Source organism: Pantoea folii (genome assembly GCF_056678875.1).
The window spans coordinates 1-13634 of record NZ_JBWXON010000006.1 but is presented as its reverse complement, the minus strand read 5'-3'; the positions used below and the strand labels follow the sequence as shown (position 1 = coordinate 13634).

Genomic DNA, 13634 nt, shown 5'->3' with positions numbered 1-13634 from the left:
TCGGGTGCGCTATGGTATGCTAGGCGCCTGAGAAATCGGTGCTGAAAGGAGAAAATTATGGATCACCGTTTACTTGAGATTGTTGCCTGTCCGGTTTGCAACGGAAAACTGTATTTCAACAAAGAGCAGCAGGAGCTGATTTGTAAACCAGACGGCCTGGCTTACCCGGTGCGCGATGGCATTCCGGTATTGCTCGAAGTGGAAGCGCGTACGCTGTCTGTTGAAGAGATCCAACCATGAGTTTCGTCGCTATCATTCCGGCGCGTTATGCATCAACGCGCCTGCCCGGCAAACCGCTGGTGGATATTCACGGTAAACCGATGGTGATACACGTGATGGAGCGCGCACGCGAGTCGGGCGCCGATCGCGTAATTGTGGCGACCGATCACCCCGAGGTGGCTGCAGCGGTAACCGCTGCCGGTGGCGAAGTGTGCATGACGCGCGCAGATCACCAGTCGGGCACCGAGCGTCTGGCGGAAGTGATTGAGAAATACCAGTTTGCCGATGACACCATTATCGTCAACGTGCAGGGCGACGAGCCGATGATTCCGGCAGAAATCGTACGTCAGGTCGCCGATAATCTGGCGCAGGCTGATGCAGGGATGGCGACATTAGCCGTGCCGATTACCGACGCTGAAGAAGCGTTTAACCCCAATGCGGTTAAAGTGGTGATGGACGCGAAAGGCTATGCGCTTTATTTCTCACGCGCCACCATTCCGTGGGATCGCGAGCGCTATGCGAAATCGCGCGAACAGATTGGTGACACTTTGCTGCGTCACATTGGCATTTACGCCTATCGCGCTGGCTTTATCCGTCGTTACATTGCGTGGGAACCTTGCCCGTTAGAGCACATTGAATTGCTGGAGCAGTTGCGCGTGCTGTGGTACGGCGAGAAGATTCACGTTGCCGTAGCGCAAACCGTGCCAAGTGTTGGCGTGGACACACCAGAGGATCTGGTTCGTGTTCGTGCGGCCATGCAGGGGTAAAGCCCGACCGGCCAGCCGCTCGCGCTGGCCATAAAGTTTGATCTGGCGCTAAGTTTCGCGCCCCCATGACCTCCAGGATAGTGAATTCAATTGACTGCGGAGGATAACGCATGGAACAGCTCCGTTCAGAACTGGCGTTGATACTGGGTGAAGGTATCAGCCGCCTCGAAACCATTAGCGAACAGGCGCAGTCGCGGCTGTACGCACTCTATGACAACGACGGTAAACCGATGCCGCTGGTGGCGAAGTATTTTCGTCATCAAGGCCGTGCGGCGCTGGAAGCCAAAAAACTCACCATGTTGGGCCATGATGGACTGGTCACAGTACCTGCGGTTTTTGGCCTGGTGCTGAGTCAGCAGCCGCCGGTACATGAAATGCTACTGATGGCGCGCTTCAATGGCGTCTCCGCCGAAGCGCCAGCGCGCACCGCCGGTCGCTGGGAGCAACTGTGTGAGCAAATTGTCGAGGGTGTACTCGGCTGGCACCGTATCGACAGCCACGGATTAGTGGGAAGGGTTGATAGTGTCCAGGAAAACAACTGGCCAGCCTGGTATCGCCAGCGCATCGAGGTGCTGTGGGCCACGTTGGGCTATCTGTCACCGCCATTTTTCACATTGGAAGATAGGCAGATCCTGTACCGTAGCCGACAGCAGTTAACTCATCTCTTCAAAGACTTCGACGATCCCTGCGTGCTGATGCACGGCAACCTGCGTTTATCCAGCATGCTGAAAGATGCACGCAGTGACCAACTGATAGCGATGATGCAGCCAGGCAATATTCTCTGGGCTCCGCGTGAGTATGAGTTAATCCGGCTGGCAGATAGCGGGGCTGAAGCCTCACTGCTGCAGCATTACCTGCAACGCGCGCCGGTTTCTGAAGGCTTTATCTGGCGGCGCTGGCTGTATCAGCTATGGGATTGTGTCGATACGTTGGTAAGCAGCGGACAGTTTGACCGTCCGCGCTTTGATCATGCCCGCGAGCAGTTACTTCCCTGGCTCGGATGACAGCAAATCATCGCCACGCAGCCGTTGCCAAATCTGGCCCAGGGTTTCATAAATCGCACGTTCACTGTGACCCAGCCACATTGGCGATGGCAACATGCGGTCCCAGGCGCTGATTGGCGAGGTAATCGCGAGCTGATTGGCCGGTGCGGCGATGGGGTTCAGACCAGCGCTCAGGAAAAAATGCATTGCACGTGGCAAGTGGTTCGCCGATGAGACCAGCAGGAAAGGGTGATTGCCGATAGTTTGTTTAACGGCCAGCGCTTCTTCGCCCGTTTCATGTGGTTGGTCCAGCGTGATAATCGCCGAACGTGGCACTCCCAGACTTTCGGCTACCTCTGCCGCCACGCTGGCGTTGCTGCGGGGGTTGTATCCAGCAGCAGCGCCAGTGAAAATCATTTTTGCTTGAGGATTCCGACGCCATTGGCGCACACCTTCTGTTACGCGCGGCAGGCTGTTGTTGAGCAAATTAGAACTCGGTGCCCAATTCGGATTGAAGGTGTAGCCACCGCCCAGCACGACGATATAATCCACCGGTTCGCTACCGTTCCAGGTGGGATAATGCTGTTCGATGGGGCGCAACAGACGATCGGCAACGGGTTGCAAGCTGAGCAATAAAAGCAGCAACCAGCTAATAGAGATCAGAATTTTGCCGCCTTTTTGCCAACGGCTAAACCAGAGAAGTAAAAGTCCTACCGCCATGAGCAACAACAGCAGTGGTAAAGGTAATAACATCGCGCCAATCCATTTCTTTAAGGCAAAAAACATCGAAATTTGCTCCTTTTGTCCGAAAAAACAGCAGCCAGACAGTTACTGTGGCGTGAAAGGTTCATTCTTGTTGAGCCTGTGACAAAATAGCACAAGTTGAATGCAGCACAGTGGAGCCATCATCATGCAGGATCGTAACTTTGACGATCTGGCGGACAAATTTTCGCAGAACATTTATGGCACCCGCAAAGGGCAGGTACGGCAGGCGATCCTGTGGGACGAACTGGATGCGCTGTTACCGACATTGCCTGAAGGCGCACTGTCAGTGCTGGATGCCGGCGGTGGCGTAGGGCAAATCTCCTGTGGATTAGCGGCACGCGGCCATCAGGTGCTGTTGTGCGATCTCTCCGCGGAGATGTTAAAGCTGGCTGAAGCGCATGCGCACACCGAGGGTGTGAGCCACAACATGCAATTCAAACAAATTAGCGCGCAGCAGGTGGGCGAACATTTGGATCGGCCGGTTGATCTGGTATTGTTTCACGCTGTGCTGGAGTGGGTGGCAGAACCGGAAGCGGTGCTGCGTGCCTTGTGGCACACGCTGAAGCCCGGTGGTGTGCTGTCGTTGATGTTTTACAATGCCCATGCCCTGACGTTCCGCACCCTGCAACTCGGCAATTTCGGCTATCTGCGTGCCAATATGACTAAACGCAAAAAGCGTACGCTGTCACCGGATTTCCCGCGCGATCCTCAGGACGTTAATCGCTGGTTGAGTGATGCGGGCTTTGAGATTGAACAGCGTGCAGGCATTCGCGTGTTTTGTGATTACATGAAACCGCCACCGCCCGGCGTCGTCAAAAGCGTTGAAGAGATTATTGAGATGGAACGGCGCTACTGTCGTCAGGAGCCCTTTTTAAGTTTAGGGCGCTATATCCACGTGACCGCGCGCAAACCCAGGTAGAAGGATCAACTATGAGCGAATTTTCCCAGACGGTCCCCGAATTGGTGGCATGGGCGCGCAAGAATGACTTTTCACTTGCGTTGCCGGTAGAACGTCTGGCCTTTTTGCTGGCTATCGCCACCTTAAACGGTGAGCGCATGGACGGTGAAATGAGTGAAGGTGAACTGATCGATGCGTTTCGTCACGTCAGTAAAGCCTTTGAGCAAACCCATGAAACCGTGCAGGTGCGCGCCAACAACGCCATCAATGACATGGTGCGTCAGCGCCTGCTCAATCGCTTTACCAGCGAGCTCACTGAAGGCCACGCGATTTATCGTCTGACGCCGTTGGCCATCGGCATTACCGATTACTACATTCGCCAGCGCGAGTTTTCCACGCTGCGCCTGTCAATGCAGCTGTCGATTGTGGCACAGGAACTGAAACGCGCCGCCGATGCCGCTGAAGAAGACGGTGATGAATTTCACTGGCATCGCAATGTCTTTGCCCCGCTGAAATATTCCGTGGCCGAGATTTTTGACAGCATCGACATGACGCAACGTCTGATGGATGAGCAGCAACAAGCGGTGAAAACCGATATTGCGGACCTGCTCAACAAAGACTGGCGTGCCGCGATTTCAAGCTGTGAACTGCTGCTGTCCGAAACCTCCGGCACACTGCGTGAACTGCAGGATACGCTGGAAGCGGCGGGTGACAAATTGCAGGCCAATCTGTTGCGCATTCAGGATGCTACGCTGAGCAGCCCGGATTTGGGCTTTGTCGATAAGCTGGTGTTTGACCTGCAAAATAAGCTGGACCGCATCATCAGTTGGGGTCAGCAGGCCATCGATTTGTGGATTGGCTACGACCGCCACGTGCATAAATTTATCCGTACCGCTATCGACATGGATAAGAACCGCGTCTTCGCGCAACGTTTACGCCTGTCGGTGCAGAACTACTTCGACCAGCCTTGGGCATTGACCTACGCGAATGCCGACCGTCTTTACGATATGCGCGATGAAGAGATGACGCTGTGTAATGATGAGGTGATGGGCGAACTGCCGCCAGAGATGGAGTACGAAGAGTTTAACGAGATTCGTGAGCAGCTTGCCGCGATGATCGAAGAAGCATTGCTGATTTATAAGCTGGAGCAAAAGCCGCTCCATCTCGCTACGGTGATGCGCGATTACCTGGCGCAATACCCGCGTGCGCGCCACTTTGATTTGGCGCGTATCGTCATCGATCAGGCAGTAAGCCTCGGTGTTGCCGAAGCTGATTTAGCCGGTCTGCCGGCAGAATGGCAGACTATTAATGATTACGGAGCCAAGGTGCAGGCACATGTCATCGACAAATATTGAACAAGTGATGCCAGTTAAACTGGCGTTGGCACTGGCAAACCCGATTTTCCCGGCGCTCGATAGCCAGTTACGCGCGGGACGCCACATTGGTATTGAAGAGCTGGATAATCACGCTTTTCTGATGGATTACCAGGAGTACCTGGAAGAGTTTTATGGGCGCTACAACGTTGAGCTGATGCGCGCGCCGGAAGGTTTCTTCTATCTTCGTCCACGTTCCACCACGCTGATTCCACGCTCGGTGCTGTCCGAGCTGGATATGATGGTCGGTAAGATCCTGTGTTACCTCTACCTCAGCCCGGAGCGTCTGGCCAATGAGGGGATTTTCACCCAGCAGGAGCTGTATGAAGAACTGCTGTCACTGGCGGATGAGAGCAAACTGCTCAAGCTGGTAAACCAGCGTTCGACAGGTTCTGACCTGGATCGTGCCAAGCTGCAGGAAAAAATGCGTGCTTCGATCAGCCGCCTGCGCCGCTTAGGTATGGTGTGGTACATGGGCAACGACAGCAGCAAGTTCCGCATCATGGAGTCGGTGTTCCGCTTCGGTGCGGATGTGCGCAGCGGTGACGATGCGCGTGAAGCACAGCTGCGTCTGATCCGCGACGGCGAAGCCATGACGCTGGAGAACAAAGCCGCGGCCAACGAGAGTGATGATGCAGATAACGACAATGACGTTGAAAGCGATGCGAATGATAACGCGGAGGATGAACAGGAATGATTGAACGCGGTAAGTTTCGTTCGCTAACGCTGATCAACTGGAACGGCTTCTTTGCCCGTACCTTTGATCTCGATGAGCTGGTGACCACGCTCTCCGGCGGTAACGGTGCGGGTAAATCCACCACCATGGCGGCTTTTGTCACGGCGCTGATCCCCGACCTCACCTTGCTGCATTTCCGTAACACCACCGAAGCGGGGGCCACCTCTGGCTCTCGCGATAAAGGTCTGCACGGTAAACTGCGCGCGGGTGTCTGTTATGCGGTGCTGGATGTGGTCAATTCGCGCCATCAGCGCGTGGTGGTCGGCGTGCGTCTGCAACAGGTTGCTGGACGCGATAAAAAAGTCGATATCAAACCCTTCAGTATTCATGGCCTGCCGACCGATTCGCAGCCGACCGATATGCTGACCGAAATCCTTAACAGCCGCCAGGCGCGCGTATTACCGCTGGCGGAAGTGAAAGAACGCGTTGAAGCGCAGGAAGGCGTGCAGTTCCGTCAGTACAACTCGGTTACGGATTACCACGCCGTCCTGTTCGAGCTGGGCGTGGTGCCGCGTCGTCTGCGCACCGCTAGCGACCGCAGTAAGTTCTATCGTCTGATTGAAGCCTCGCTGTACGGCGGTATCTCCAGCGCTATCACCCGTTCACTGCGTGATTATCTGTTGCCAGAAAATGGTGGCGTGCGCAAAGCCTTCCAGGATATGGAAGCCGCGCTGCGTGAAAACCGCATGACGCTGGAAGCGATTCGCGTTACGCAGTCCGATCGCGATCTGTTCAAGCATTTGATCTCAGAAGCCACCAGCTATGTATCGGCTGATTATATGCGTCACGCCAACGAGCGCCGTATTCATCTCGACGGCGCGCTGCAGTTGCGTAATGAACTGTTCACCAGCCGTAACCAGTTGGCTTCGGAGCAGTATCGCCACATCGAAATGGCTCGTGAACTCTCTGAGCACAACGGTGCAGAAAGCGATCTGGAAACCGACTATCAAGGCGCCAGCGATCACCTGAATCTGGTCCAGACAGCCATGCGTCAGCAGGAGAAGATCGAGCGCTATGATGCCGATCTCGAAGAGCTGACTTACCGCCTCGAAGAACAGAATGAAGTGGTGGCGGAAGCCCGCGAAGTGCAGGAAGAGAATGAAGCGCGTGCCGAAGCGGCAGAAATTGAAGTGGATGAGCTGAAAAGCCAGTTAGCCGATTTCCAGCAGGCACTCGATGTGCAACAAACGCGGGCAATTCAGTATCAGCAAGCATTGCAGGCGCTGGATAAAGCGCGCGCGCAGTGTCAGTTGCCCGATCTGACCATCGATAATGCGACGGAGTGGCAGGAAACCTTCCAGGCACGCGAAGAAGAAGCCACCGAGCAACTTTTACGTCTGGAGCAGAAACTCAGCGTGGCCGAAGCGGCGCACAGCCAGTTTGAGCAGGCCTTAGCGCTGGTGACCAGCATTGCCGGAGAAGTCAGCCGCCAGGATGCATGGCAAGTGGGACGCGACTTATTGCGGGATGCCGCTAACCAGCGTCATCATGCCGATCAGCTCTCTTCGCTGCGCCTGCGTCTCAATGAGCTGGAAACGCGCCTGCGCGAGCAGCATGATGCCGAGCGCCTGTTAGCCGATTTCTGCAAGCGTCAGGGGCAACAGTACGATGCCGACGCGCTGGAAGGGCTGCAGCGCGAGCTGGAAGCACAGATTGAACAGCTGAACGAAAGCGTGTCCGATGCCGGTGAACGCCGCATGCTGATGCGCCAGGAACTGGAACAGCTGCGTGAACGCATCACTGCACTGACGGCGCGTGCGCCACATTGGCTGGCCGCGCAGGAAATCCTGACGCAGCTTAGCGAGCAAACAGGCCAGGCGCTGACTAACAGCCAGCAGATCACCGAGTTCATGCAGCAGTTGCTGGAGCGTGAGCGTGAAACCACCGTTGAACGTGACAATGTGGCGGCACGCAAACGTGAGGTCGAGCAGCAGATCGAGCGTTTAAGTCAACCTGGTGGTGCGGAAGATGCTCGCCTGACGCAACTGGCGGAACGATTTGGCGGCGTACTGCTGTCGGAAATTTACGATGACGTCACACTGGATGACGCACCGTACTTCTCGGCGCTGTATGGCCCATCGCGTCATGCGATTGTGGTACCCGATTTATCTCTGGTGCGTGAACTGTTGGATGGCCTGGAGGAGTGCCCGGAAGATCTCTATCTGATTGAGGGGGATCCGCAGGCGTTTGATGACAGCGTCTTCAGTGTTGATGAGTTGGAAAACGCCGTGGTAGTGAAAGTGGCTGAGCGTCAGTGGCGCTACTCCCGCTTCCCGAAAGTGCCGTTGTTTGGCCGCGCTGCGCGTGAAAACCAGCTGGAACTGCTGAACAATGAGCGTGACCAGCTGGCAGAGCGTTTTGCCACCTTATCGTTTGATGTGCAGAAAACCCAGCGTTTGCATCAATCCTTCAGCCGCTTTATCGGTAGCCATTTGGCGGTGGCCTTTGATGAGGATCCTGAAGCGCTGATCCGCCAGCTGAACAGCCGTCGTGGCGAGCTGGAACGGGGTCTGGCACAGCATGAGAATGATAACCAGCAGCAGCGTGCCCAGTTTGAACAGGCTAAAGAGGGCGTCAGCCAGCTCAACCGCCTGCTGCCACGCGTGAATCTGCTGTTGGATGATTCACTTGGCGATCGCTGCGAAGAGATCCGTGAACGCGTCGAAGAAGCTCAGGAAGCGGCGCGCTTCCTGCATCAGCATGGCGCTAAAATCAGCAAGCTGGAGCCGCTGGTGTCGGTGTTGCAAAGCGATCCGCAGCAGCATGATCAGCTGGAGCGCGATTACCAGCAAGCACAGCAGCAGCAGCGTGATGCGCGTCAGCAGGCCTTTGCCCTGACGGAGGTGGTGCAACGTCGCGCCCACTTTAGCTATGAAGATTCTGCCGGCATGCTGACCGGCAACAGCGATCTCAATGAAAAACTGCGCCAGCGTCTGGATCAGGCGGAGGGTGAGCGCAGTCGTGCGCGTGAACGTCTGCGTGAACATCAGGCGCAGCTGACACAATATTCACAAGTGCTGGCATCACTGAAAAGTTCCTATGACGCCAAGCGTGACATGCTGAAAGAGTTGCAGCAGGAGATGCAGGATATCGGCGTGCATGCCGATGCCAGCGCCGAAGAGCGCGCCCGCGCCCGACGCGACGAACTTTATACCGCATTAAGCCATAACCGTGCTCGTCGTAATCAGCTGGAGAAACAGCTCACGTTCTGCGAAGCCGAAATGGACGGCCTGCAGAAGAAACTGCGCAAGCTGGAGCGTGATTATCACCAGATTCGTGAGCAGGTCGTCAGCGCTAAAGCAGGCTGGTGTACGGTGCTGCGTCTGGTCAAAGAGAACGGCATGGAGCGTCGCCTGCATCGTCGTGAGATGGCCTATCTGGGCGGAGATGAACTGCGTTCAATGTCGGATAAGGCATTGGGTGCACTGCGTCTGGCGGTGGCGGATAACGAACATCTGCGTGATGTGCTGCGCATGTCGGAAGATCCAAAACGTCCAGAACGCAAAGTACAGTTCTTTATCGCAGTTTATCAGCATCTGCGCGAACGTATTCGTCAGGACATCATTCGTACTGACGATCCGGTTGAAGCCATCGAGCAGATGGAAATTGAGCTGAATCGTCTGACGGAAGAGCTGACGGCACGCGAGCAGACGCTGGCCATCAGTTCACGCAGCGCGGCGAATATCATTCGTAAAACCATTCAGCGTGAGCAGAATCGTATTCGTCAGCTGAACCAGGGCTTGCAGGCCGTGAGCTTTGGTCAGGTGCGCAGTGTACGTCTGAATGTTAACGTGCGTGAAGCGCACTCTACGCTGCTCGATACCTTGTCTGAAGAACATGAAGCGCATCAGGATCTGTTTACCAGCAATCGTCTGACCTTCTCCGAAGCGCTGGCGAAACTCTATCAACGTCTGAATCCACAAATTGATATGGGGCAGCGCACACCACAAACCATCGGTGAAGAGCTGCTCGACTATCGCAACTATCTTGAGATGGAAGTGGAAGTAAACCGCGGCTCCGATGGCTGGCTGCGCGCGGAGAGTGGAGCGTTGTCGACCGGTGAAGCGATCGGTACCGGTATGTCAATTCTGGTGATGGTGGTGCAAAGCTGGGAAGAGGAATCACGTCGTCTGCGCGGTAAAGATATTTCGCCATGCCGACTGCTGTTCCTTGATGAAGCGGCGCGTCTCGATGCCCGCTCCATCGCCACCCTGTTCGAACTGTGTGAGCGTCTGGAGATGCAGCTGGTGATTGCTGCGCCAGAGAACATCAGCCCGGAGAAAGGCACCACCTATAAGCTGGTGCGTAAAGTGTTTAACAACACTGAACACGTGCATGTGGTGGGGCTGCGTGGATTCTCGGCAGATCCTGTGCCAGCAAAACGCGACACCAGTGATATCGATTTAGAAACAGAAAATACCTGACGCTGAATCTGGTTAAAAAACAGCGCACCGTTTAATCTGTAAGCGGCATCTGCACACTGAGGCAGATGCCGTTTTTTATTTGTATACTCAACAATAAGAGTAAGGCTGTACATAGCGAAAACAGGGCGCTGTGTCTTAGGTGAGAAGGGGGCAGGGATGTGGCTGAATAGAAGAAGCAGAATGAATCGTGCGGTACTCGCACTCAGTGTTTCACTGGTATTGTCGCCGCTGGCCACCAGCCATGCCGCGATCATTGCCGCTTTACCCGGAACTTCACATAGCGCCATGTCAGTGGCGGCAAGTCAGCATCAAATTCAGCAGGCTTTTAGCCCCAGTCAGCAGCCTTTCTATCTGCCGGGATTAGCCGGTATCTACGCCGCGCGTAATATGGCGCCACTCTGGCAGGATCAGCAAGCGGTGCAGGCTTTCCAGCAACAGTTGGCGGAGGTGGCGCTATCCGGCGTCCAGCCACAGTTTACTCGTTGGGTTGAATTACTGACTAATCCCACGATTACTGGCATGGCGCGCGACATCGTGCTGAGCGATGCCATGTTAGGCTATTTGCAGTTTGTCGCCAATGTGCCGACGCAGGGTGAAACCTGGCTGTACAGTAATGTTCCCTACAAATTGACGATGCCGGGCGTTGCTGCCATTAACCAGTGGCAAAATGCGGTAAACGGTGGTGGCAGTCGCGCGTTTATCATCTCGCTGGCACCGCAACATCCTCAATATGCGCCGATGCACAGTGCGCTCAAAGCGCTGCTGACCGATAACCGTCCATGGCCACAACTGCGTGACAGCGGGACGCTCCGCCCCGGCCAAATCAGCAACGATGTGCCAGCGCTCAGAGAGATTTTGCAGCGGACCGGCATGCTGACTGCCGCAACGCACAGCAGCACACCGACGCCAGCTGATGATGCCGTGCCGACAGCACCTGTGCCGGTCAGCCAGAGCAATCAGCCGATCGCGGTGAGTCCATCGGCGGCCAGCGTCAATGATTTGTCTGCACAGGCACCTGCTGCAACCGGCAACGTGGTGGCGAATGCCACGCCTGCTGGCGACAATGTGTATGACGCCGCGCTGGTGGAAGGGGTAAAACGCTTCCAGCACTGGCAAGGTCTGGCGGATGATGGGGCGATAGGCCCTCGCACGCGTGAGTGGCTGAATGTGTCACCGCAGATGCGCGCATCGTTACTGGCACTGAATATCCAGCGCCTGCGTCTGCTGCCGGATGATATGCATAACGGCATTATGGTGAACATTCCCAACTATTCACTCACCTATTACAACAACGGAGCCACGATTTTGTCATCGCGGGTGATTGTCGGTCGTCCCGATCGTAAAACGCCACTGATGCGCAGTGCGTTGAACAATGTGGTGCTCAATCCACCGTGGAATGTGCCTACCACGCTGGTGCGTCAGGATATCGTGCCGAAGGTCAAACAAGATCCCGGATACCTCTACAAGCACGGCTATACCTTACTGTCGGGCTGGAGTGCGGATGCCGAAGTGATCGATCCGTCGATGATTGACTGGCATATGGTTTCTGCAGCCAGTTTCCCGTATCGCATTCGTCAGGCGCCGGGCGCGATGAACTCTCTGGGTCGATATAAGTTTAATATGCCGAGTTCCGATGCCATTTATTTGCACGACACGCCTAACCATGGCTTGTTCCAGCGCGATATTCGCGCACTGAGCTCTGGTTGTGTGCGCGTGAATAAGGCCTCTGAACTGGCCGACCTGCTGCTGCAGGATGTGGGTTGGAATGACAGCCGCATCACCGACACGCTGAAACAGGGCGACACGCGCTACGTGCCGATTCGCCACCGCATCCCGGTTAATCTCTATTATTTAACCGCATGGGTCGCGGCGGATGGACAGCCGCAATATCGTACAGATATTTACAATTATGATAACCCTGCGCGCTCCGGTAGCCAGGTTCTGTCAAAAGCAGGAAAGCTTCTCCTCTAGTCATTGATTTTCCAGATTTCATCTCTCTTCGAAAAGATCAGGGCCCGTCGCAAAATTTCGGTTTTGCGCGGGTTTTGGTCATTCTGTGACACATTGCGGGTTGACTGACCTCCAGGCTGCGGTTACTGTTCGGCCTTGTGTACTTTTTACACATTTTTTTGTCGCTTTAGATTAGGTAACCCCGCTACATGGCTAATTTTGATTCCCAACGTCGTCGATTACTCCTGATTGGAGGCGCAGCGGCAGGTTTGTCTCTGCTTCCTGGTTCAGCACTGGCTTCGCTTTCCACGGCCCGTCCCCGAGTATTGACGCTTAATAACCTTCACACCGGTGAAACCCTTAAAACGGAGTTTTTTAACGGCAAGAGTTATGACAAGGATGAGTTAGCCCGCTTAAATCACTTCTTCCGTGATTACCGCGCCAATCAAGTGAAACACATCGATCCGCATCTGTTTGATCAGCTCTATCGCTTACAGATGGTGCTCAACACCCGCAAACCGGTGCAGCTGATCTCAGGCTACCGTACGCTGGCCACTAACAACATGCTGCGCGAATCGGGTCCTGGCGTGGCCAAACACAGCTATCACACCAAAGGGCAGGCAATGGATTTCCATATCGAGGGAATTTCATTAAGCAATGTTCGCAAAGCGGCGTTATCTATGCGCGCGGGTGGTGTAGGATATTACCCGCGCAGCAACTTCGTACACATAGATACCGGGCCTGCAAGGCACTGGTCCTGATACCGGCAGCGCTGCGTGTGTCGGTCATGGAGCGCTATGAATTACCACATTATTCCGGTTACGGCCTTTTCTCAAAACTGCTCGGTCATCTGGGATGACGAAACCCAGCAGGCGGCGCTGGTGGATCCCGGCGGTGATGCCGAGACGGTTATTGCCGTATTGGCTGAGCGAGGATTAACCCCCGCGCAAATTCTGCTGACGCATGGTCATCTTGATCATGTGGGGGCCGCCGCTGAACTCGCCGCACACTATCAAATTCCTATTGTTGGCCCTCACAAGCTGGATGCGTTCTGGCTGGATAATTTGCCGACGCAAAGCCGCATGTTTGGCCTGCCGGAATGTGCGCCACTGGCGCCGGATCGCTGGCTGGAAGAGGGCGAAACGGTGCAGGTTGGGAATGTCACGCTGGAAGTGCTGCTTTGCCCGGGTCATACGCCGGGACACATTGTGTTCTTCGACCGGGCTGGGCGCTTATTGATATCGGGTGATGTGATTTTCAATGGCGGTGTCGGACGTACCGATTTCCCGCAGGGCAGCCACAGCGATTTAATCAATGCGATTAACACTAAGCTGTTACCGCTGGGTGATGATGTGACCTTTGTGCCGGGCCACGGTCCGATTTCCACCTTGGGTCGGGAGCGTATCAGTAATCCGTTCCTGCAATAAAAAATGGGCCATTAAGGCCTAATGCCAGTCAGTTAAGCCTGACTGGCATTTTTTCTTCTGGCTGTCGGATATTTATAGGGTCTCTCTTTCAC

The 13634-nt window shown here is 55.1% G+C and carries 11 protein-coding genes; 10 read left to right on the top strand and 1 reads right to left on the bottom strand.

All coding sequences use genetic code 11. The features are described from left to right. Positions 1-57 precede the first annotated feature (57 nt). The 3 genes from AC1MDE_RS09070 (at position 58) to AC1MDE_RS09060 (ending at position 1990) form a co-directional block, all read left to right on the top strand. Complete coding sequence (locus AC1MDE_RS09070) at positions 58-240, top strand: Trm112 family protein (protein WP_058961778.1); 183 nt, start codon at positions 58-60, stop codon at positions 238-240. Continuing rightward, positions 237-986, top strand: a complete 750-nt coding sequence (gene kdsB / locus AC1MDE_RS09065; protein WP_034820546.1) for a 3-deoxy-manno-octulosonate cytidylyltransferase — start codon at positions 237-239, stop codon at positions 984-986. Before AC1MDE_RS09070 ends, kdsB begins: the two co-directional genes overlap by 4 nt. 110 nt (positions 987-1096) lie before the next feature. After that, on the top strand, positions 1097-1990 hold the full coding sequence (locus tag AC1MDE_RS09060) for a YcbJ family phosphotransferase (protein ID WP_479401021.1): 894 nt from the start codon (positions 1097-1099) through the stop codon (positions 1988-1990). On the opposite strand, the gene elyC is transcribed toward AC1MDE_RS09060, so the two are convergent. After that, the gene (gene elyC / locus AC1MDE_RS09055) at positions 1970-2755 is read right to left on the bottom strand and encodes an envelope biogenesis factor ElyC (protein WP_480344492.1); all 786 of its coding nucleotides are present in this window, start codon (positions 2753-2755) and stop codon (positions 1970-1972) included. The two genes, AC1MDE_RS09060 and elyC, sit on opposite strands and share 21 nt — an antisense overlap. 124 nt (positions 2756-2879) lie before the next feature. Here elyC and cmoM point away from each other — a divergent pair, with 124 nt between their 5' ends. The 7 genes from cmoM (at position 2880) to AC1MDE_RS09020 (ending at position 13542) form a co-directional block, all read left to right on the top strand. Continuing rightward, positions 2880-3653 carry a tRNA uridine 5-oxyacetic acid(34) methyltransferase CmoM gene (cmoM, locus tag AC1MDE_RS09050; RefSeq protein ID WP_038647801.1) on the top strand — a complete coding sequence of 258 codons (774 nt, stop codon included), beginning with the start codon at positions 2880-2882 and terminating at the stop codon, positions 3651-3653. Between the two features lie 11 nt (positions 3654-3664). After that, the gene (gene mukF / locus AC1MDE_RS09045) at positions 3665-4987 is read left to right on the top strand and encodes a chromosome partition protein MukF (RefSeq protein ID WP_480344491.1); all 1323 of its coding nucleotides are present in this window, start codon (positions 3665-3667) and stop codon (positions 4985-4987) included. After that, positions 4968-5702, top strand: coding sequence for a chromosome partition protein MukE (mukE, locus tag AC1MDE_RS09040; RefSeq protein ID WP_480344490.1), 735 nt, complete (start codon positions 4968-4970; stop codon positions 5700-5702). Before mukF ends, mukE begins: the two co-directional genes overlap by 20 nt. Beyond that, positions 5699-10165, top strand: a complete 4467-nt coding sequence (gene mukB, locus AC1MDE_RS09035; protein ID WP_479414619.1) for a chromosome partition protein MukB — start codon at positions 5699-5701, stop codon at positions 10163-10165. The genes mukE and mukB overlap by 4 nt, the downstream gene beginning before the upstream one ends. A 180-nt stretch (positions 10166-10345) precedes the next feature. Beyond that, a complete protein-coding gene (gene ldtD, locus AC1MDE_RS09030; protein WP_441339622.1) occupies positions 10346-12136 on the top strand; it encodes a L,D-transpeptidase in 1791 nt (596 codons plus the stop codon). Between the two features lie 188 nt (positions 12137-12324). Then, entirely contained in the window at positions 12325-12876 is a 552-nt protein-coding gene (gene mepK / locus AC1MDE_RS09025) for a peptidoglycan L,D-endopeptidase MepK (protein ID WP_039328994.1), read from the top strand. A 36-nt stretch (positions 12877-12912) separates the two neighbouring features. After that, the gene (locus AC1MDE_RS09020; RefSeq protein WP_058961771.1) at positions 12913-13542 is read left to right on the top strand and encodes an MBL fold metallo-hydrolase; all 630 of its coding nucleotides are present in this window, start codon (positions 12913-12915) and stop codon (positions 13540-13542) included. Positions 13543-13634: the final 92 nt, after the last annotated feature.